Consider the following 20,245-nt stretch of genomic DNA (forward strand, 5'->3'; position numbering starts at 1 on the left):
GCCCCGGGCGTTCAGCCCGCAGTGATGTGTTCGGTTTCGATGACCTTGTTCCAGCGGGCGCGTTCGCGTTCGACGAAGGCGCGCGCGTCGGCGGGGTTGTTGCCCACAGGAGTCATGCCCAGGCGCTCCAGGCCTTCGCGGAATGCCGGGTCGGCGTAGACGCGGCGCAGGTCGGCGCTGATCTTTTCGATCAGCGCGTCCGGTACGTCCTTGCTGGCGGCCAGCGTGGTCCAGGACGTCACGGTCAGGCCGGGCAGGCCTGCTTCGGCGGCGGTGGGGACGTCGGGCAGGGCTGGCGAGCGCGTGGCGCCGGTGATGGCCAGCGCCTTCAGCTTCTTGGCCTGGATGTAGCCGATGGTGGTGGGCACGTTCTCGAACAGCAACTGGATCTGGCCGCCCAGTAGGTCGTTGGTGGCGGCCGAGCTGCCGCGGTATGGAATGTGCACGATGGGCGCCTGCGCGGCCATCTTGTAGAGCTCGCCCACCATGTGCACGGACGAGCCCACGCCGGCCGAGCCGAAGTGCAGCGTTTCCGGCTTGGCCTTTGCCAGCGCGGTGAGTTCGGCCAGGGTGTTGGCTTCCAGCGCGGGGTTGGCCACCACCACGTGCGGCATCTCGGCCACGATGGTGATCAGCTTCAGATCGCGGGCGGGTTGGTAGTTGAGGTTCTTGTAGACCCCGTAGGTGGCATGCAGGCCGATGGAGCCCAGCAGCAGCGTATAGCCGTCCGGCCCCGAGTCGGCGACGAACTTGCCGCCGATGTGCCCGCCCGCGCCGGGGCGGTTTTCCACCACTACCGACTGGCCGTAGAGCTTGCCCAGGTGTTCGGCCAACAGCCGTCCCTGGATATCGGAGCTGCCGCCCGCGGTGAAGGGCACGATGATGCGCACCGGGCGGTCGGGATAGTTGGCTTGCGCGTGCGCGGCCAGCGGCAGGGCGGCTGCCGTCAGGCCCAGGCACAGCGTTTGCAGGAGTTGGCGCCAGGAGCGGCGGAGGTTCATGTGGTTTCCCCTGGAAGGTTGGGTAGTGCGGGGGGCGCATCTGGCGGCGCCCTTGGGAAAACCAGTGTAGGAGTCCTCATGTATTTGAAAAAATTCTTTTTTCAACATAGGCTATGCAAGTTTGCTATACATTTCCCGCCATGAGCCGACCCCTGAATTTCCGCCAGATCGAAGCCTTCCATGCGGTCATGCTGGCCGGCACCACTACCGGCGCGGCGCAGATGCTGCGCACCACCCAGCCTTCGGTCAGCCGGCTGCTGGCGCAGGTGCAGCAGGCCAGCGGCCTGAAGCTGTTCGACATGGAGCGCGGACGTCTGCGGCCCACGCGCGAGGCCAAGGATCTGTTCGATACCGTGCAGCGGCATTTCGTGGGGCTGGAGCGCATCGAGGACCGCGTTGCCGCGATGCGGCGCAGCGGCAGCGGCGTGTTGCGGCTGGCCTGCACGCCGGCGCTGGGCCTGGGCGTGCTGCCCGGCGCGATCGAGACCTTCGCGCAGCGCTATCCAGAGGTCCACATCAACATGCAGACCGTGGGCAGTCAGTACCTGCGGGAAGGGCTGCTGCACGGCACCTACGACCTGGTGGTGACCACGGCGCCCATGGATGGCGCACTGCTGGAAATGCAGGCCTTGCACGAAAGCGCGGCGGTTTGCGTGATGCGGCCGGACCATCCGCTGGCGGCCCAGCCGTCCGTCGACATCATGGACCTGGACGGGCGCCGCCTGCTAGTGCTGAACGCGGATGACGACGTCTATCTGCAACTGCGCGGCGCGATGCAGGAACACCGGGCGCAGCCCGCCTCGGAAATCGAGACCACGTATTCCTCGACCATCTGCGCGCTGGCTGCCGCCGGCAGCGGCCTGGGCGTGGTCAATCCCTACATCGCCGCAGTGTTCGCGGACCGCTTGGCGATACGGCCGTTCACACCGCGCCTGCCGGTGCGCGTCAGCATGGCTTACCCCGCGCAGACCGCGCCGTCGTCGGTGACCGAGGCCTTCGTGGAGATCCTGGCGCGCGGTTTCCAGGCGCAGCCGAACGCGACCTGAGCGCGGCAGGGGCCGCGCCCGGGCTCGCGTATCATCTGGCCATCGCATCGGCTCAGTTCTTGCGGTTTTCGTAAGACGTATCCAGCACGTCATCTTCCGGGGTGATGATGCCGGGTTCGCCAGGTTCCGCCATGGCGCGTCCGCGCCTTGGCATGCCGGCGACCTCTTTGCTGTGATCCGCCATCGGCAGGATTTCGGTGCCTTTGCGCGGGTCGACGGCGACGGGTTGTTCCGTTTCAGCGGCCTTGGCCGCCTGCGGATCGGGGGCGGTTTTCAACATGATGTCTGCTCCGCTTGCGGGCGTCCCGGGATGGCGACGCGCCTGGTTGCCACTTCCATCTTAGGGCCGTGCGGCCGGCTGGGAGCAGGAATGCCTGTCACGTTTGCAAGGGGCTGTTGCAGGAGCCCGACCCTTATAATTTCCGACGCCTCGCGGCTTGCCGCAAGTCGCCCGGTTTCTCACTTTCCATACGCCTACCTTGACTGAATCCGTCGAACGCTCCGTCCATGCTGAACTCGTTGCCGTGCTGGTCGCCGTCACCAACGGCGAGCCGCGGGTGCTGACGACCGACGATGCGCGCGCCTTGCCGGCCGGTCCCTTCAAGCTGTCGCACCGTTCGCTGCAGGCCGGGCTGCGCGCCTGGGTGGAGGAGCAGACCCATCACCCGCTGGGTTACGTGGAGCAGCTCTACACCTTCGCCGACGGCGACCGCTCCGATGAATCGGGCGCGCGTGTGATGTCGGTCAGCTACCTGGGCCTGACGCGCGAGGCGGGCGAGACCGGCGTGGCGCAAGTCGGCTGGCAGGATTGGTACCGCTACTTCCCTTGGGAAGACCAGCGCACGGGCACGCCCGCGCTGGTGGAAGAAATAATCGTCCCGCGTCTGGCCGCCTGGTGCGAAGACAGTAGCGATGCGGCCGTGCGCATGCGCCGCCGCCAACGCGCCGCCATCACCTTCGGACTGGACGGCTCGCCCTGGAACGAGGACATGGTGCTGCAGCGCTACGAGCTGCTGTTCGAAGCGGGGCTGGTGCCCGAAGCGGCGCGGCGCGGGGGCAAGGGCGCCGTGGTGCCGGGCGAACCCATGCGCCACGACCACCGTCGCATCCTGGCCACCGGCATCGCGCGGCTGCGCGCCAAGATCAAGTACCGCCCCGTGGTGTTCGAGTTGATGCCCGCGCAGTTCACCCTGCTGCAATTGCAGTTGGCCGTGGAGGCGCTGGCTGGGCGCGGCCTGCACAAGCAGAATTTCCGCCGCCTCATCGAGCAGCAGGCGCTGGTCGAAGAGACGGGCGAAATGGCCACGGGCACGGCCGGCAGGCCGGCCAAGCTGTTCCGTTTTCGTCGTGACGTGCTGCTGGAGCGCGCTATTGCAGGGAGCAAGTTGCCGCTGTCTCGGGCGATGTGACGTTGAGATGCATCACGCTTGAGAGTCCAAGTCACCCAAGAGTTTTAGCGGTTCTCGCGGGTGTGCCACAGCCGCAGCACGTGGACAACCGCATCCTGGTTTTCGTAGCGAATCTCGTACTCTCCAACCAGGATTCTTCTCACCTCTCGTGGTTCGAATTGGAACAGTTGTTCGCCAATACGCGGGTTGGTCTAAGAACTTGATCTTGCCCTGCTCCTGGCGACGCCGTGATCAGCGCGAGGCGGATTTCGGACTCGATGACACGCTAATGATCTCGAAATAATCACAGTGATTAAAATTTAATCGATCACACAAGCTATTTCAAACTGGACGGAAAATGGCTGACGCTTGACAAGCCTTATGCTCGTCTCTAGCATAAGTGGTGCGCAATCTCCGCGCGCCTTTTTTTAACTGGTAAATACTCAAAATGAGCATTAAAGCCGAAGCGCCTATGACCATCGCCCGACTGCCCGTTCCCCCTCTGCCGGAAGTCATGCTGGAGCCGCTGGTGCGCGCGGCCTTGCTCGAGGACCTGGGACGCGCCGGGGACCTGACCACCGACGCCATCGTGCCCGCCGACGCCACGGCGCAGACCCGTCTGGTCGCGCGGCAGGAAGGCGTGCTGGCCGGGTTGGACCTGGCCCGCCTGGCGTTTCGCGCCATGGACCCGGGCATCAAGTTCGACGTTGCGCTGCGCGACGGCAGCGAATTGCAGCCAGGCGCGGAAATCGCCCGCATCAGCGGTAACGCCCGCGCCATGCTGACGGCCGAGCGCGTGGCGCTGAACTTCCTGTGCCATCTGAGCGGCGTGGCCAGCGCCACTGCGTCCATCGCCCGCGCCATCGAAGGCTACGGCGCCCGCGTTACCTGCACCCGCAAGACCATGCCGGGCCTGCGCGCCGTGCAGAAGTACGCGGTGCGTGTCGGCGGCGGCAGCAATCACCGCCACGGCCTGGACGACGCGGTACTGATCAAGGACAACCACATCGCGCTGGCGGGCGGGGTCGCGACGGCGGTCGAGCGGGCGCGCGCCGGCATCGGCCACATGGTCAAGATCGAACTGGAAGTGGACACGCTGGAGCAGTTGGAAACGGCGCTGTCCCTGGGCGTGGATGTGGTGCTGCTGGACAACATGAGCCTGGACGATCTGCGCCGCGCCGTGGCCATGGCGCGCGGCCGGGCCATCACCGAGGCTTCGGGGCGCATCACGCCCGAAACCGCCGCGGCGGTGGCGGCCACCGGGGTGGACCAGATCGCGGTGGGCTGGATCACCCATAGCGCCAAGGTGCTCGACATTGGCCTGGACGCCTGACCTTCCGCCGGCCGCCGGCCGGCATTGCCCATGCCCCCGCGCGCATGCCGCGCAGGGACGCTTGCAAGCCCGCATCATGAATCGCCTGCTTAGCTCTGTCCTCGCATTCCTGGTTTTGCCCCTGGCCGCCTGCGGCAATTCACCCTCGGGCGAAGCGCCCAAGGACGCCGCGTATCCTTCGCACCCCATCACCATCGTGGTGACGTTTCCGCCGGGCGGCGGCACCGACCTGCTGGCGCGCCGCATCGGCGCCAGCCTGCAGGAGCAGTTCGGCATGGCGGTGGTGGTGGAAAACCGTCCTGGGGCCAGCGGCAACATCGGCGCGCGCGCCGTGGCCGAAGCGCCTGCCGACGGCCATACGCTGCTGATGGTCAACAGTTCCTTCGCGATCAATCCGGGGGTCTACAGCAATCTGGGCTTCTCGCCCAAGCAGGATTTTGCGGCGGTCATCAACGTGGCCTTCGTGCCGTCGGTGTATGTGGTGCCGGCGGTTTCGCCCTGGCGCAGCCTGGACGATGCGCTGGCCGCAGCCACGCCGGACCGCCCGCTGCCGTTCGCGTCCTGCGGCAACGGCACGCCGCAACACCTGGCCGGCGAGATGCTGTCGCGCGCCACCGGCGCACCTTTGCAGCACGTGCCTTACAAGGGTTGCGGACCGGCGCTCACCGACGTGACCGCCGGCCAGGTTGGAATGGGCGTGGTCACCGCGTCCAGCGCCGCGCCTTTGATTGCGGCCGGCAAGTTGCGGGCGCTGGCCGTGACCTCGCCGGCGCGCTCGCCGCTGTTGCCGTCGGTGCCGACGGTGGCCGAGCAGGGCGTGCCCGGCTACGCGCTGGACCAGTGGCATGGCCTGCTGGCGCCGGCGGCCACGCCGCCCGCGGTTGTGGCCAAGTTGAATGCGGCAGTGGCGAAGATCGTCCAGCGCCCCGAGGTGCAGGCGGCGCTGCGCGAACAGGGCTTTACGCCCGCCAGCAGCACCCCGCGTGAATTCCAGGCCATGATCGACGCGGATATCGACCGCTACACCGCCTTGACGCAGGCGATCGGCTTGCGCGCCGACTGAGCCGGGCGCAGGCCGGCCGGAATCAGGCCGCGGCGGCGGCCCGGGCGTGCTGTTCCAGCTGTTCCTTCAGGCCCGGCTGCAACTTGAGCTGGCGCGCCAGTTCGTCCAGATAGGCGCGTTCCATATAGCTTTCCTCATCCACCACCAGCAGGCTGGCCAGGTACATCTCGGCCGCCATTTCCGGCGTTTGCGCGGCTTGCGCGATGACGGACGGATCCAGGGGGCGCGACAGTTCGGCTTCAAGCCAGCGGCGGTCTTGCGCGTCCGACGACAGCTTGGATAGTTCAGTTTCGAGCAGCGCGCGTTCTTCCGGGCCGATGTGGCCGTCGGCCTTGGCCGCGCCGATCATGGCGGTCAGCACCGCCGTGCTGTGCTGCTCGGCCTGGGGCGCGGGCAGGCGGTCCAGCGTCTGCGGGGGAGCGGCCGGCGCGCCAGCCTGGCTGCGTTGCCAGTCGCCATAGGCGCGATAGGCCAGGGCGCCCAGCGCCGCCATGCCGCCGTACATGGCAACCTTGCCGCCGATCTTGCGGGCCTTCTTGCTTCCCAGCAGCAGTCCGAGCGCGCCCGCGCCCAACGCGCCGCCGCCCAGGCCGGTCAGGAAGGACGAACCCTTGCCGCCCGTGGCGTTCTGCACGCGATTGGTGGTGTCCGACAGCAGCCCTTGCCCGGACTGCAGCAGTTGATCGAGAAGTTGTCTGGCGCTCATGCGGCCCCCTTTAAAGTTTGCTCAGGTATTGCGGATAGAGATATCCGACCGGAGCGGGAGGCAGAAGTTCAGCTTACAGTCAGTTGCTTGCGCGGGCGACGTCCTTGGAGCGCCCGCCAGGTGATACAACGTGGTCTGGGGCGGCCGCGGCGGCTGCCCGTCAGGACCCCGTTACCAGGAGACAGGACCCATGAGCATCCGCGTGAGCCAGAATGCGCCCAACACGCTGCAATTCACCGCCACGGCCGAAGGCCACGATCTGCCGCTGGACATGCCCCAGCCTGCCGGCGCCGGCCCCGACCCCCACGACTACTTCGACACCGCCCTGGGTGGCTGCAAGGCCATGACCTTGATGGTCTACGCGCAGCGCAAGGGCCTGCCGCTGGAATCGGTGGGCGTGGAAGTGGTGCGCGACGCCAGCGAGGAGCGCAAGGGGATCTACCGCCTGACGGCCAAGCTGACGCTGAACGGCGAGCTGTCCGACGCGCAGATCGACGAACTGCTGGCGGTGGCCGAGAAGTGCCCGGTGCACAAGCTGATGACGGCGGTGGACGTGCAGGTGTCCACCGTGGTGGTGCAGCCGGCCTGATGGGGCCGGTTGCGGCGGCAGGGGCCGGCGGCGGCCCCGCCGCGGGTGGATTCAGTCTTCCATGCCCGGGACGATGGTCGAGAAACCGGCATCCACGTGGGTGATCTCGCCCGTCACGCCGGCGGCCAGGTCCGACAGCATGAAGGCGGCGACGTTGCCCACGTCTTCGATGGTGACGTTGCGACGCAGGGGAGCCTGGGCTTCCACGAACTTCAGGATGGCCGAGAAGTCCTTGATGCCGCTGGCGGCCAGCGTCTTGATGGGGCCGGCGGAAATGCCGTTGGCGCGGATGCCGCGCGGGCCCAGCGCCGTGGCCAGGTAACGCACGCTGGCTTCCAGCGAGGCCTTGGCCAGGCCCATGGTGTTGTAGTTCGGAACCACGCGTTCGGCGCCCAGGTAGGTCAGCGTCAGCACCGAGCCGTTGCGGCCTTCCATCAGCGGCAGCGCGGCTTTGGCCATGGCGGCGAAGCTGTAGGCCGAGATGTCATGCGCGATGCGGAAACCTTCACGCGACAGGCCGTCGAGGAAGTTGCCGGCGATGGCTTCGCGCGGGGCGAAACCGATGGAGTGCACCAGGCCGTCCAGGCCGTCCCAGTGTTGGCCGAGTTCGGCGAAGGCGCCTTCGATCTGGCTGTCTTCGGCCACATCGCAGGGCAGCACGATCTTGCTGCCGAATTCAGCTGCGAATTCGCCTACGCGGTCCTTGAAGCGGTCGCCCACGTAGGTGAACGCCAGTTCGGCGCCTTGCTGGTGACAGGCGCGCGCGATGCCGTAGGCGATGGATCGGTTGGAAAGCACCCCGGTGACCAGGATGCGCTTGCCGGCGAGAAAGCCCATATTTCTATCCTTTGATTTTTTCCCTCTGGAATCCGCCTATTTTAAGGAGTTTGCGCGGTTTCGCGATATGAAAATCCCTGGGACGGATCCGACCGGCATGAGCCTTTAGGACGGTTTTCAGAGCGGCGGAAACAGGCGCACGAAACTGGCGAGCAAGGGATCGCGCTGGTCGGCGCGCCAGACCAACTCCAGATCGAACGTCAGGTCTATGCCGCCGATTTCCTTGAAGACCACGCCGGCCGGACCATGCAGCCGGAACGAGGCGGGAATGATGGCGCAGCCCAGGCCGGCCGACACCAGGCCGAGGATGGTGGGAAGATCGGTCGCCACGGCGGCCGGGCGCGTCAACGGAATGCCGGCGGCCTTCAAGATGCGCACCAGCGCGTCATAGTGCGAGGGCGATCCGGCGCGCGGGAACAGGATGAACTTCTGGCCCGCCAGGTCCTTGAGCGTGCGGATCTTGCCGACGTTGCGCGCCACCGCCGCGGGCATGGCGAGCAGCATGCGGTCTTCATAGATCTTCATTCCCTCCACTTCGCCATCGAGCGGAGAGCGCCAGGCGACGACGCCCGCGTCCAGCTCGTGGCGTTTGATCGCATCGAGCTGCCAGGCCGACAGGCCGGATTCCAGCTGTACATCGGTATCGGGCGAGGCGCGCGACAGGGCCGCGATCGCCTGTCCCAGGCCGGGCAGCCAGCTGTAGCCGGGCATGATGCCGATCTTCAGCGAGCCTGCCTTGCCATTGGCCGCCAGCGCCACCTGCGCTCGCAGGGTTTCGGAACCCGCCAGCATCAGTTTCGCGTGGGCGAGCAGCGCTTCGCCGGCGCGCGTGAGCGCCACGCCGCGCGGCAACCGGACCAACAGTTGCGCGCCGAATTCCTCTTCCAGCGCCATCATCTGGCGCGACAGGGCGGGCTGGGCGATATGCAACGCCTTCGCCGCGCCGGCCACGCTGCCGGCTGCGCACACCGCTGCGAAGTAGCGCAACTGTCTCAATTCCATGCCATGCCTCCCGGGCATATGTAGCAAGCATCAAAAGTATTTGTTGCTGGTCAGTCAAATACCTATATTTTCGGATTTAACCCCATAACGTATACCCAAAAGGTCTATGACGAAACCGACATTCCGCGAGTCGCCGTTATTGCGTGACCGGCGGGTCGCGCACCTGCCGGCACGCAACCCGCACTGCGCGACGGCCTTCACCGACATCGATCTCGACGCGCCTGGACGCCAGGCGGGCTTCCTGCACATCCCGCAGTCGCCGCACGAAGACGCCTGGGGCACGGTGCGCATACCCATGGCGGCGCTGGCCAATGGCGACGGCCCCACCGTCATCCTGGAAGCCGGCAACCACGGCGACGAGTACGAAGGCCAGATCGTGCTGGGCGAATTCATCCGCGACCTGCCGCTGGACCGCATTCGGGGGCGCCTGATCGTCATGCCCGCGCTCAACGCGCCGGCAGCGGAAGCCGGCCTGCGTACCTCGCCGCTGGACGGCAAGAACCTGAACCGCACGTTTCCCGGCGACCATGCGGGCAGCATCACGGAACAGATCGCCGCCTACGTCAGCGACGAGCTGTTCTCGCGCGGCGACGCGTTCCTGAGTCTGCATTCCGGCGGTTCGTCGCTGGACATCATTCCCAGCGCGCTGGTCCAGCCGTCGCAAGACGCCGGGCAGACCCAGCGCAACATCGATGCCGTAATGGCCTTCGGCGCGCCGTTCAACGTGATGCTGGATACGCTGGGCGATACCCGCACCAGCGTCGCCACGGCCGTGGCGGCGGGGCTTACCTGTGTCAGCACCGAGATGGCGGGACGCGGCACGGTGACGGACAGTGCGCTCGCGCTGTGCCGCGCCGGCGCGCTGCGCGTGCTGGCGCATTGGGGCGTGCTGGACCAGGCTTACGCCCAGCCGCTGGCGGCGCAGCCAGCGCCCCTGTGCAAGGTCAGCGGCGCGAAGTCCTACGTCATCGCCTCCGAACGCGGTGTGTTCGAGGCTTACCATCGGCATGGCGAAGCCGTCGAGGCCGGCCAGCCCGCGGGCCGCATCCACCAGACATTCGATCCGCGCCGCGCGCCGGTCGAGCTGGTTTACGGGACCAGTGGCGTCATCTTCGCCAAGCGCCATCCCGGCATCGTCGTGCCCGGCAACGTCTGCTGCGTCGTGGCCAGCGCGGCCTGATTCACCCATTTTTGAAGAACGGAACATGGCAATCCATATCGAAACCCCGGCGCTCGCATCCCGCGCCTTCTCCCTGCGCAGCGGCAAGGACGTGCGCCTGAAGATGGAGGCGCTGCAGCCCAGCGGCTCGTTCAAGGCTCGCGGCATAGGCCACGCCTGCCAGATCTACAAATCCCGCGGCGCCCGGCGCTTCATCTCTTCGTCCGGCGGCAACGCCGGTTATGCGGTGGCCTACGCCGGCCGCATGCTGGCCACGCCGGTGACCGTGGTGGTGCCCGCCACGACCTCGGAGCGCGCCAAGAGCCTGATCCACTCCGAAGGGGCGGAGGTCATCGTGCATGGCGCCTCCTGGATAGAGGCCAATGCCCACGCGCTGGAACTCATGACCGAGGCGGATGCGTTCCTGCATCCCTTCGACGACCCTTTGCTGTGGGAGGGGCACGCGACCATGATCGACGAGCTGGCCCGGCAGGGCGGGCGGCCGGATGCGGTCATCTGCTCGGTCGGCGGCGGCGGGCTGCTATGCGGCGTGGTCGAAGGCCTGCGGCGCAATGGCTGGGCGGAAGTGCCGGTGATTGCGGCCGAGACGGCCGGCGCCGACTCCTATGCCCAGGCCCTGGGCGCGGGGGCGCCGGTGCTGTTGCCCGAGATCCGGTCCATTGCGACCTCATTGGGCGCGCGGCAGGTCTGCGACCGCGCGCTAGAGCTGGCGAAGGAGCATCCCATCGAGAGCGTGGTGGTATCGGATGCCGCCGCGGTGGCAGCCTGCGAGGACGTGCTGCTGGAGCACCGCATCCTGGTCGAGCCCGCCTGCGGCGCCTCGATTGCGGCGCTGGACGGCGGTTCGGAGTTCCTGAAGAACGCCCGATCGGTGGCGGTGATCCTGTGCGGCGGCGTGGGCGTAACGGCGGGCCAGCTGGCGCAATGGAGTACGCAGTTCGCGGCGCAGCCGCGGTAGCGGGTGGCGGATGGACATAAAAAAGGCGCGTCCCGCGGGACGCGCCTTTTTCATGCAAGCGCCGATCAGCCGCGGGCGTTGGTGCCCGGCACGCGCAGTTGCGAGCCGACCTTCAGGGCGCTGCCCTTGATGTTGTTGAGCGCGCGCAGCGCGTCGACCGAGGTGCCGTACTGCTTGGCCAGCGAGAACAGCGTGTCGCCCTGGCGCACCTTGTGGGTGCGGACATTGGGGCGGGCGCTGGCCACGCGGGCGGCCGGCGCCTGGGTGGTGCGGCCGCGCGGGGCGGCGGCCTTGTTGTCCGACGGTGTCGAGTCCAGCGCGCCCACCGGCGTGGCCAGCGAGGCCAGCTGCACGCCGCCCGTGCCGGGTTCGCCCGGCACCAGCAGGGATTGGCCGGAGGCGGATTTCTGGCGCGAACCGATGTCGTTGGTCTGGCGCAGCGTGGCTTCGCTCACGCCGAAACGCTTGGCGATCGAGGCGTAGGATTCACCGCGGCGCGTATGGTAGATCTTCCAGGCGCTGAGGTCGCCCTTGTAGTTGGTCAGGTTGGCGTTGAAGATCTCGACGCGGTCGGCCGGCAGCAGCAGGGTGGGGCCGTGGTCGCCGCGGATCACGGGACGGTTGAACGAGGGGTTCAGCGCCTTGAATTCGTCCAGCGGCATTTCGGCCAGCTTGGCGGCGATTTCCAGGTCGATGTCGCTGTTCTTCTGGACCGTCACGAAGTAGGGCGTGTTGCCCACCGGGGGCAGGGCCACCGCGTAACGTTGCGGATCGGCGATGATGTTCTTGATGGCCTGCAACTTGGGCACGTAGTTGCGGGTTTCATCGGGCATGTTCAGGGACAGGTAGTCCGTACCCTGGCCGGCCGCCTCGTTCTTGGCCATGGCGCGCTGCACCGAGCCTTCGCCCCAGTTGTACGAGGCCAGCGCCAGGTACCAGTCGCCCTGCATTTCAAACAGCTTTTCCAGGTAATCCAGCGCCGCGTTGGTCGAGGCGATGGGGTCGCGGCGCTCGTCGCGCCACCAGTCCTGCTTCAGGTTGAAGTGCTGGCCCGTGGCCGGCACGAACTGCCACAGGCCGGACGCCTGGGCGCGCGACAGCGCGGTCGGGTTGTAGGCGCTTTCGACGAAGGGCAGCAGCGCCAGCTCTGTCGGCAGGCCGCGACGGTTGATCTCGTCGACGATGAAGTACAGGTATTTGCCTGCGCGTTCCGCCATGCGCTGCACCGACTCGGGGTGGGACGCGTAGTACTCGGTCCACTGCTGCGAGAGATCGGTGTTCAGGTTGGGGATGGCGAAACCGCGGCGGATGCGGTCCCAGGCGTCGGCGGGCGGGTTGGTCAGGTCAACCGTCCGGGACGTGTCGCGGGCGATGTATCGCCCTTGCGAATTGGTGGTGAGGTTCTTGCTATCGGGGGCTTTGGTTCCTGCGCAACCGGCGAGGACTGCCAGCATGAGCGGCAGAAGGAGTCGGGATAGATTCATCGGGTTGTCACTTGAAATCGTTCTTCCATTCACGAAGGGAGGCAAAAACCTCTACCGGCGTAGCGTGGCTGCGGCCGGCCCAGCGCTCTGCGGCGTGGACGACCTCAACTTCTTGCGTGCGCAAAAACGGATTGGCCGCGCGTTCCTGCCCGATGGTGGACGGAAGCGTGGGAAGACCTTCTGCTCGTAATTGCTGGGCCTGCTGGTGCCACTGTTGCAGGCTGCGGTTGGCCGGATCGACTGCCAAGGCCCAGCGCAAGTTCGCTAGAGTGTACTCGTGTGCGCAAAAAACCTGTGTATCTGGCGGTAAAACAGCAAATTTCCCTAAAGAATCATGCATTTGCGCCGGAGTGCCTTCGAAAAGACGGCCGCAGCCCCCCGCAAACAGGGTGTCGCCACAGAACAGAACCGGCTCCTGACCGGCCGCCCGGCCGTAGTAGGCGATATGGCCGGCGGTGTGCCCGGGCACGTCCAGCACGGCCAGATCCAGGTCCAGTTCCGGGATCGCCACGCGGTCGCCCTGCGCCAGGCGCACGTCGCAGCGCGGCAGCTGTTCATGCGCGGGGCCGTATACGGTAATGCCCTCGATGCGGGACAATTCCGGTACGCCGCCCACATGGTCGCCATGATGGTGCGTGAGTAGAATGGCGCGCAGTCTCAAGCCGTTCTGGGCCAGCCATTGCAGCACCGGGCCGGCGTCGCCGGGATCGACCACGGCGGCTTCATCGCCGCGGACGATGGCCCAGATGTAGTTGTCGTTGAAGGCGGGTAGAGGCAAGACCGCGGCGTTGCGATCGCGGCCGCCTGTGGGGGCGGTCAAGGCTTGCATGGGATTCGAAGGAATAGAACGTGGCAGAAGATACTCCGCCGATTGTAGAACTGGCCGAATGGTTCCAGACGCCGCCGGGACAGTACGTACTGGCCTGGGAGCGGGCGCAGTTCGATGCGGCTGTCGCGGACGTGTTCGGATATTACGCCTGGCAGGTGGGTCTGGCGGACATGAATCTGCTGCGCGCCAACCGCATGCCCTTCAAGGGCTACGTGGGCGCCGAGACCCCGTCCGCGGAAAGCGCGGCAGCCTGGCAGTCGCGGGTGGTGCTGGCCGAGCCCGAGGCCCTGCCGTTCGAATCCCAGAGCGTGGACCTGCTGATCCTGCCGCATGCCTTTGAGTGCGCGGACGATCCCCACAACGTGCTGCGCGAGGTCGAACGCGTGCTGGTGCCCGAAGGGCGGGTCGTGATCTCGGGCTTCAATCCCTGGAGCATGTGGGGCATGCGCACGCGCATGCCCGGCATGGAACCCTGGCTGCCGCAGCCGCCGTCATCCCAGGTGTCCTTGCCGCGCCTGAAGGACTGGTTCAAGCTGCTGTCGCTCGAGGTCGAGGCCAGCCACTTCGGCTGCTACGCCCCGGCCTGCCGCAGCGAAAAGTGGCTGCAGCGCTGGTCCTTCCTGGAGTCGGCGGGCGCCCGCTGGTGGAGCGTGGGCGGCGCGGTCTATCTGGTGTCGGCCGTCAAGCGGGTGGCCGGCATGCGTATCATTGGCCCGGCCTGGAAGAAGGCCAAGCCCAAACGCGCCCGCGCCGCGTCCGTGGTGGTCAACCGCCACGCGGACGACGGCTCCTGAGGCCCCAGTCCCGCGCCGCGGGGCCAATTTTTGGGACTTTTTTTAGCAAGGAATACCAAGCAGCACCATGCAGGACGACAAAGCGAACGAGCAGAAAGTGGAAATGTGGACCGACGGCGCCTGCAAGGGCAACCCCGGTCCGGGCGGCTGGGGCGTGCTGATGCGCGCCGGCAGCCATGAAAAGACCCTGCATGGCGGCGAACTCCAGACCACCAACAACCGGATGGAACTGCTGGCAGTCATCCAGGGCCTGCGCGCGCTCAAGCGCCCGTGCACGGTCATCATCCATACGGACTCCCAATATGTAATGAAGGGCATGACCGAGTGGCTCGCCAACTGGAAGCGGCGCGGCTGGATGACGGCCGACAAGAAGCCGGTCAAGAACGCCGAGCTGTGGCAACTGCTGGACGAACAGGTGCAGCGCCATACCGTGTCCTGGCGCTGGGTGCGCGGCCATGCCGGCGATCCCGGCAACGAACGGGCCGACCAGTTGGCCAACATGGGCGTGGAATCGGCCCGCCGGGGCTGAGGGCATCGGGATATACCCTCAAATCCGCCCTCTGGGGCGGATTTAGTTCTTTCATCCGGCTTCAGGATTGTTCCAGTATGTAAATCCGGGTGCTAAAGTGCCAACCCTCATTCCAGTTCCTGCGGCGCAGTCCGCGTGGGGGCATGCCAGGCCCGCGCCGCAATACCGCCACATTCGCGCATGAAAAAAGCAGTACTGCTCGCCGCCGTAGCGGCAGGGTTGGCCGCGGGGGCCGCGCTCGGCGTTTTTGTGCCGCGCTGGCTCGCCTTCGGAACCGTCAGTCCACAACCCGGCGCCGTCGAGGCGCCCCTCGTGACGCGCGTTGCGCCCGTTCGGGTCGAAGTGGCCGCCGTTGAAGAGATTCCTTTCGCGCGCGGCATCTCGGCCGTGGGCAGCCTGCGCTCCGACGAGTCCGTGGTGCTGCGACCAGAGGTCGCGGGCCGCATCCAGTCGATCGATTTCAAGGAAGGCCAGCCGGTCAAGCGCGGCGACGTGCTGATCCGGCTGGACGATTCCGTGCCGCGCGCCGAGCTGGCCCAGGCGCGCGCCAACCTGACGCTGGCGCAAAGCCACTACCGGCGCTCGGTGGAGCTGCAGGGCAAGGGTTTCGTCAGCCAGCAGGCGCGCGACGAATCCGCCAGCACCCTGAAGGTGCAGGAAGCCGCCGTGGCGCTGGCGCAGGCGCGCCTGGACAAGATGACGATCTCGGCGCCGTTTGGCGGCATCGCGGGCCTGCGCAGCGTGTCGGTGGGCGACTACGTCAACCAGGGCCAGGACCTGGCCCCGCTGGAGGCGATCGATCCGCTCAAGGTGGATTTCCGCGTCCCTGAAATGTATTTGAGCAAGGTGGGCGTGGGCCAGCAATTGACGCTGCGCATGGACGCGCTGCCCGGCCAGGAGCGCCAGGGCGTGGTCTACGCGGTCAGCCCGCTGGTCGACGCGGGCGGACGCTCCATCCTGCTGCGCGCCACGGTCCCCAACAAGGATGCGGTGCTGCGTCCGGGCATGTTCGCCCGCGTGCAGCTGCAGTTCAACCAGGACAAGGCGCTGGTCGCGCCGGAAGCCGCGCTGTCGCCCTCGGGCGCGACGCAATACGTCTACCGCGTCAAGGATGGCGTGGCCGAGCGGCGCGAGGTCACCATCGGCGAGCGCCGCGAGGGCCGCGTCGAAATCCTGACCGGCGTGGCGGCGGGCGACCGGCTGGTGGTGTCGGGCCTGCAGCGCGTGACAGACGGCGCCGCGGTGACCGTCCTGGCCAACGGCGCGTGACGCCGGCTTTTTTCCCTATGTGGCGGTAGCGCAATGCGTATCTCGGAAACCTGCATCAAGCGGCCGGTGTTCGCATCGGTCCTGTCGCTGATCATCGTGCTGATCGGCCTGATTTCGTATTCGCGCCTGACCGTGCGCGAGTATCCGAAGATCGACGAGCCCATCGTGTCGGTGGACACCACCTACAAGGGCGCCTCGCCCGAGGTGATCGAATCGCAGGTGACAAAGCCGCTGGAAGACCAGCTGGCCGGCATCGAGGGCGTGGACGTGATGACCTCGCGCAGCCGCTCGGAACGCAGCCTCATCAACATCAAGTTCAACCTGTCCCGCAATCCGGACGCCGCGGCCGCGGAAGTCCGCGACAAGGTTTCGCGCGCCCGCCGCTTCCTGCCCGACGAGATCGACGAGCCCATCATCGGCAAGGTCGAGGCCGATTCCCAGCCCATCATCTACATCGCGGTCGAGTCCGGTTCGTACTCCGCGATCCAGACCTCGGACTACATCAACCGCTACATCAAGACCCGCCTGTCGGTGCTGCCCGGCGCGGCCGAGGTGCGCGTCTTCGGCGAACGCCTGCCGTCCATGCGCATCTACGTGGACCGCGACAAGCTCGCCGCCTACGGCCTGACCGTGCAGGACGTGGAGGCCGCGCTGCGCAGCCAGAACGTCGAGATTCCGGCCGGCCGCATCGAGTCGCGCGCCCGCGAGTTCTCGGTGGTGTCTTCCACCGACCTGCAGACGCCGGCCCAGTTCGAGAACGTGATCGTCGCCAACGTCAAAGGCTATCCGGTCCGCATGCGCGACGTGGCCAATGTGGAGATCGCCGCCGCCAGCGACCGCGTGCTGTCGCGCTTCAACGGCAAGCCCGCCATCAACATCGGCGTGACGCGCCAGTCCACCGCCAACCCGCTGGAACTGTCCAAGGCGGCGCGCGAGGAAGTGGCGCGCCTGAACGAGAACCTGCCGGCCGGCATGAAGCTGAACATCGCGTATGACTCGTCGGTGTTCATCGAACGCTCCATCGACTCCGTGTTCCACACCATCGGCGAAGCCATCGTCCTGGTGGTGCTGGTGATCTTCTTCTTCCTGCGCAACCTGCGAGCAAGCATCATCCCCATCGTCACCATTCCGGTGTCGCTGGTGGGCGCCTGTGCGCTGATGTACCTGTTCGGTTTTTCCATCAACACGCTGACGCTGCTGGCCATGGTGCTGGCCATCGGCCTGGTGGTGGACGACGCGATCGTGGTGCTGGAGAACATCTTCCGCCACATCGAAGAGGGCATGCCGCGCAAGGAGGCCGCGCTGCGCGGTTCGCGCGAGATCGGCTTCGCGGTGGTCGCCATGACCATGACGCTGGTCACCGTGTACGCGCCGCTGGCTTTCGCCACGGGCCGCACCGGGCGGCTGTTCATCGAATTCGCGCTGGCGCTGGCCGGCGCCGTGCTGGTGTCCGGTTTCGTGGCGCTGACGCTCACGCCCATGATGTGTTCGGTGCTGCTGCGCCACCAGAGCAGCCACAGCCGCTGGTACAACCTGATCGAAGGCTGGCTCAACGGCATGAGCAACGGCTACCGGCGCGCGCTGGCGCTGGCCCTGCGTCACCGTTGGGTGGTGGTGGCCATCGGCCTGGCGGTCGCGGCCGCGAGCGGCGTGCTGTTCAAGGTCGTCAAGAGCGAGCTGGCGCCCATCGAGGATCGCGGCGTGGTGTTTGGCATCGTCAGCTCGCCTGAAGGGGCGACGCTGAACTACACGCTGGAAAGCATGCTGGGCATCGAAAAGTTCTACTCCGACATTCCGGAGGCCAGCGGCAGCCAGGTGACTGTGGGCTTCCCCACCGTGACGGACGGCACCGCCATCCTGCGCCTGAAACCCTGGGAAGAGCGCAGCCGCAAGCAGCAGGCCATCACGCAGCAGCTGCAGCCGCAATTCGCCTCGCTGCCCGGGGTGCGCGCGTTCCCGACCAATCCGCCGTCGCTGGGCCAGTCGGCGCGTTCCAAGCCGGTTGAGTTCATCATCATGAGCCAGGCGTCCTACGCCGAGCTGTCACGCCTGACCGAGGTGTTCCTGGCCGAGCTGCGCAAGTATCCCGGCCTGATCAACCTGGATACCGACCTGCGCCTGAATACGCCCGAGCTGCGGGTGCGCGTGGACCGCGACAAGATGGCCGACGTGGGCGCCAATGTGGATACCGTGGGCCGCACCCTGGAATCCATGCTGGGCGGCCGCCAGGTCACGCGCTACAAGGACGAAGGCGAACAGTACGACGTGATCGTGCAGGTGACGCCGCGCGACCGCGCCAATCCCACCGATATCTCGGGCATCTACGTGCGGGCGCGCGACGGCAGCATGGTGCAGCTGGACAATCTGCTGGGCGTGCACGAGGGCGTGTCGCCGCAATCGCTGAACCACTTCAACCGCCTGCGCGCCGTGAAGATCGACGGCGCGGTGGCGCCCGGCTACGCGCTGGGCGAAGTCCTGACGCACATGCACCAGGTGGCGCGCGACGTGCTGCCCAACACCATCGTGACCGACCTGGATGGCCAATCGCGCGAGTTCCGCGATTCCTCCGGCAGCATCTATCTGGTCTTCGCCATGGCGCTGGCCTTCATCTACCTGGTGCTGGCCGCGCAGTTCGAAAGCTGGCGCAATCCCTTCATCATCATGCTGTCGGTCCCGCTGTCCATGACCGGCGCGCTGCTGGCGCTGTGGCTGACCGGCGGCACCTTGTCCATCTACAGCCAGATCGGCCTGATCACGTTGGTGGGGCTGATCACCAAGCACGGCATCCTGATCGTCGAATTCACCAACCAGCTGCGCGACGAGGGCAAGGAGTTGTTCGAGGCCGTGGTCGAAGCCAGCGTGCTGCGCCTGCGCCCCATCCTGATGACCACCGGCGCCATGGTGCTGGGCACCGTGCCGCTGGCCTTGTCCACGGGCGCGGGGGCGGAATCGCGCCAGCAGATCGGCTGGGTCCTGGTGGGCGGGCTGATGCTGGGTACACTACTGACCTTGTTCGTCGTGCCGGTGGCCTATACCTTGATCGCCACCGCACGCAAGAAACCCGGCCAGGCCGGCAGCGCAGCGCATCACCCGGACCCCGCTCGGGCGCCGCACGCGCAGCCCGCCGCGCCTGCCCAAGCGTCGGAATAAGTTATGCGCCAGATCATCTTTGACAGTGAAACCACCGGACTGGACCCTGCCCAGGGCCATCGCATCGTCGAGATCGGCTGCGTGGAAATGGTCAACCGGATGGCCACCGGCAACAACCTGCACATCTACTTGAACCCGGACCGCGACAGCGACCCCGAGGCCTTGGCCGTGCACGGCCTGACCACGGAGTTCCTGTCGGACAAGCCACGCTTCGCCGATGTCGCGGACGAATTCGTCAAGTTCATCCAGGGCGCCGAGCTGATCGCGCACAACGCCGCGTTCGACGTCAAGTTCTTCAACGCCGAACTCGCCAAGACCGGGCGCGGCGCGGTCACCGAGTACTGCGAGACGGTCACGGATTCGCTGTTGCATGCGCGTTCGCTGTTCCCGGGCAAGCGCAATTCGCTGGATGCGCTGTGTGACCGCTTCGGCATCTCCAACGCCCACCGCACCCTGCACGGCGCATTGCTGGACGCGCAGTTGCTGGCGGAAGTCTGGCTGGCCATGACCCGCGGCCAGGACGCGCTGCTGATCGACGTGGACGACAGCGCCAGCGGCGGCGGCAATGGCATCGAGCTGGCCCGCTTCGACGCTTCGGGCCTGCCCGTGATCAAGGCCAGCGAGGCGGAACTGGCCGAACACGAAAACTATCTCGCGGCCCTGGACAAGTCCGTGGGCGGGGAGTGCACCTGGCGCAAGATCGACGCGCCGGTGGCGGCCGCATAAAGTTTTTTCGAGGCGACTTGCACACGTCCAAAAAAACGTGCTAATATTTCGCCTCTTTCGGGGTGGTTAGCTCAGTGGTAGAGCACTGCCTTCACACGGCAGGGGTCACTGGTTCGAACCCAGTACTACCCACCAAAGACCCTTGGAAGATGACGTAAGCCCCAGGCTTATCGTTGTCGGCGTACCAAGGTTAAAAAAGACGCAAAGCAAAGAAAGCCAACCGCGAGGTTGGCTTTTTTGTTTTGTGCGCATCGAACATGATTCCGCCTTCAAGCCCGGACGCCTTGCCCATTGCGAGCAAGCCATTGCGCTGAACCGTCCCTTTCATTACGCTTAGCTTGATTTGACGCAAGCGGACTCT

21 protein-coding genes and 1 tRNA gene are annotated in these 20,245 nt (G+C 66.5%); 13 read left to right on the plus strand and 9 right to left on the minus strand.

The window, feature by feature from the left end:
* Positions 1–11 precede the first annotated feature (11 nt).
* Entirely contained in the window at positions 12–1,001 is a 990-nt protein-coding gene (locus HV793_RS10835) for a Bug family tripartite tricarboxylate transporter substrate binding protein (protein WP_175213111.1), read from the minus strand.
* 140 nt (positions 1,002–1,141) lie between these two features.
* Here HV793_RS10835 and HV793_RS10840 point away from each other — a divergent pair, with 140 nt between their 5' ends.
* Positions 1,142–2,047, plus strand: a complete 906-nt coding sequence (locus HV793_RS10840; RefSeq protein ID WP_175213112.1) for a LysR substrate-binding domain-containing protein — start codon at positions 1,142–1,144, stop codon at positions 2,045–2,047.
* A gap of 52 nt (positions 2,048–2,099) precedes the next feature.
* On the opposite strand, the gene HV793_RS10845 is transcribed toward HV793_RS10840, so the two are convergent.
* Positions 2,100–2,327 carry a hypothetical protein gene (locus HV793_RS10845; protein WP_175213113.1) on the minus strand — a complete coding sequence of 76 codons (228 nt, stop codon included), beginning with the start codon at positions 2,325–2,327 and terminating at the stop codon, positions 2,100–2,102.
* A 199-nt stretch (positions 2,328–2,526) separates the two neighbouring features.
* Between HV793_RS10845 and HV793_RS10850 the strand changes: the two genes are divergently transcribed.
* On the plus strand, positions 2,527–3,456 hold the full coding sequence (locus tag HV793_RS10850; protein WP_054458550.1) for an NUDIX hydrolase: 930 nt from the start codon (positions 2,527–2,529) through the stop codon (positions 3,454–3,456).
* Positions 3,457–3,500: 44 nt separating this feature from the next.
* Here HV793_RS10850 and HV793_RS10855 read toward each other — a convergent pair whose 3' ends face one another.
* The gene (locus HV793_RS10855; RefSeq protein WP_119450694.1) at positions 3,501–3,635 is read right to left on the minus strand and encodes a type II toxin-antitoxin system RelE/ParE family toxin; all 135 of its coding nucleotides are present in this window, start codon (positions 3,633–3,635) and stop codon (positions 3,501–3,503) included.
* Between the two features lie 248 nt (positions 3,636–3,883).
* On the opposite strand from HV793_RS10855, the gene nadC reads away from it, so the two are divergent.
* Both nadC and HV793_RS10865 read left to right on the plus strand, forming a co-directional pair.
* Positions 3,884–4,768 (plus strand): carboxylating nicotinate-nucleotide diphosphorylase, encoded by an 885-nt coding sequence (nadC, locus tag HV793_RS10860; RefSeq protein ID WP_119450693.1) that lies wholly within the window; start codon positions 3,884–3,886, stop codon positions 4,766–4,768.
* A gap of 76 nt (positions 4,769–4,844) precedes the next feature.
* Positions 4,845–5,831 carry a tripartite tricarboxylate transporter substrate binding protein gene (locus HV793_RS10865; protein WP_054458428.1) on the plus strand — a complete coding sequence of 329 codons (987 nt, stop codon included), beginning with the start codon at positions 4,845–4,847 and terminating at the stop codon, positions 5,829–5,831.
* A gap of 22 nt (positions 5,832–5,853) precedes the next feature.
* Here HV793_RS10865 and HV793_RS10870 read toward each other — a convergent pair whose 3' ends face one another.
* A complete protein-coding gene (locus HV793_RS10870) occupies positions 5,854–6,537 on the minus strand; it encodes a tellurite resistance TerB family protein (protein ID WP_054458430.1) in 684 nt (227 codons plus the stop codon).
* Between the two features lie 190 nt (positions 6,538–6,727).
* On the opposite strand from HV793_RS10870, the gene HV793_RS10875 reads away from it, so the two are divergent.
* A complete protein-coding gene (locus tag HV793_RS10875; protein ID WP_054458431.1) occupies positions 6,728–7,126 on the plus strand; it encodes an OsmC family protein in 399 nt (132 codons plus the stop codon).
* A gap of 51 nt (positions 7,127–7,177) precedes the next feature.
* Here the strand turns inward: HV793_RS10875 and fabI are convergent, their stop codons facing one another.
* Positions 7,178–7,963 carry an enoyl-ACP reductase FabI gene (fabI, locus tag HV793_RS10880; RefSeq protein ID WP_013391441.1) on the minus strand — a complete coding sequence of 262 codons (786 nt, stop codon included), beginning with the start codon at positions 7,961–7,963 and terminating at the stop codon, positions 7,178–7,180.
* 117 nt (positions 7,964–8,080) lie between these two features.
* Complete coding sequence (locus HV793_RS10885) at positions 8,081–8,965, minus strand: LysR family transcriptional regulator (RefSeq protein ID WP_175181741.1); 885 nt, start codon at positions 8,963–8,965, stop codon at positions 8,081–8,083.
* Positions 8,966–9,071: 106 nt separating this feature from the next.
* Here HV793_RS10885 and HV793_RS10890 point away from each other — a divergent pair, with 106 nt between their 5' ends.
* The gene (locus tag HV793_RS10890) at positions 9,072–10,145 is read left to right on the plus strand and encodes a succinylglutamate desuccinylase/aspartoacylase family protein (RefSeq protein ID WP_175213114.1); all 1,074 of its coding nucleotides are present in this window, start codon (positions 9,072–9,074) and stop codon (positions 10,143–10,145) included.
* A 25-nt stretch (positions 10,146–10,170) separates the two neighbouring features.
* Positions 10,171–11,103, plus strand: a complete 933-nt coding sequence (locus HV793_RS10895; protein ID WP_175213115.1) for a pyridoxal-phosphate dependent enzyme — start codon at positions 10,171–10,173, stop codon at positions 11,101–11,103.
* A 65-nt stretch (positions 11,104–11,168) separates the two neighbouring features.
* On the opposite strand, the gene HV793_RS10900 is transcribed toward HV793_RS10895, so the two are convergent.
* Both HV793_RS10900 and gloB read right to left on the minus strand, forming a co-directional pair.
* The gene (locus HV793_RS10900) at positions 11,169–12,587 is read right to left on the minus strand and encodes a transglycosylase SLT domain-containing protein (RefSeq protein ID WP_054458438.1); all 1,419 of its coding nucleotides are present in this window, start codon (positions 12,585–12,587) and stop codon (positions 11,169–11,171) included.
* 7 nt (positions 12,588–12,594) lie between these two features.
* On the minus strand, positions 12,595–13,416 hold the full coding sequence (gloB, locus tag HV793_RS10905) for a hydroxyacylglutathione hydrolase (RefSeq protein WP_054458440.1): 822 nt from the start codon (positions 13,414–13,416) through the stop codon (positions 12,595–12,597).
* Between the two features lie 20 nt (positions 13,417–13,436).
* On the opposite strand from gloB, the gene HV793_RS10910 reads away from it, so the two are divergent.
* The 6 genes from HV793_RS10910 (at position 13,437) to HV793_RS10935 (ending at position 20,019) form a co-directional block, all read left to right on the plus strand.
* On the plus strand, positions 13,437–14,210 hold the full coding sequence (locus HV793_RS10910) for a class I SAM-dependent methyltransferase (RefSeq protein WP_054458442.1): 774 nt from the start codon (positions 13,437–13,439) through the stop codon (positions 14,208–14,210).
* Between the two features lie 67 nt (positions 14,211–14,277).
* Positions 14,278–14,739 carry a ribonuclease HI gene (gene rnhA / locus HV793_RS10915; RefSeq protein ID WP_054458443.1) on the plus strand — a complete coding sequence of 154 codons (462 nt, stop codon included), beginning with the start codon at positions 14,278–14,280 and terminating at the stop codon, positions 14,737–14,739.
* A gap of 180 nt (positions 14,740–14,919) precedes the next feature.
* The gene (locus HV793_RS10920) at positions 14,920–16,008 is read left to right on the plus strand and encodes an efflux RND transporter periplasmic adaptor subunit (protein ID WP_054458445.1); all 1,089 of its coding nucleotides are present in this window, start codon (positions 14,920–14,922) and stop codon (positions 16,006–16,008) included.
* Between the two features lie 33 nt (positions 16,009–16,041).
* The gene (locus HV793_RS10925) at positions 16,042–19,158 is read left to right on the plus strand and encodes an efflux RND transporter permease subunit (RefSeq protein ID WP_175213116.1); all 3,117 of its coding nucleotides are present in this window, start codon (positions 16,042–16,044) and stop codon (positions 19,156–19,158) included.
* Positions 19,159–19,161: 3 nt separating this feature from the next.
* Positions 19,162–19,884, plus strand: a complete 723-nt coding sequence (gene dnaQ, locus HV793_RS10930) for a DNA polymerase III subunit epsilon (RefSeq protein ID WP_054458449.1) — start codon at positions 19,162–19,164, stop codon at positions 19,882–19,884.
* 60 nt (positions 19,885–19,944) lie between these two features.
* Positions 19,945–20,019, plus strand: a tRNA-Val gene (locus HV793_RS10935).
* A gap of 55 nt (positions 20,020–20,074) precedes the next feature.
* Here the strand turns inward: HV793_RS10935 and HV793_RS10940 are convergent.
* The gene (locus HV793_RS10940) at positions 20,075–20,236 is read right to left on the minus strand and encodes a hypothetical protein (RefSeq protein ID WP_156337472.1); all 162 of its coding nucleotides are present in this window, start codon (positions 20,234–20,236) and stop codon (positions 20,075–20,077) included.
* Positions 20,237–20,245: the final 9 nt, after the last annotated feature.

Origin of the sequence: Achromobacter aegrifaciens (assembly GCF_902859965.1) — a bacterium.
Taxonomy (GTDB): Bacteria; Pseudomonadota; Gammaproteobacteria; order Burkholderiales; family Burkholderiaceae_B; genus Achromobacter; species Achromobacter aegrifaciens.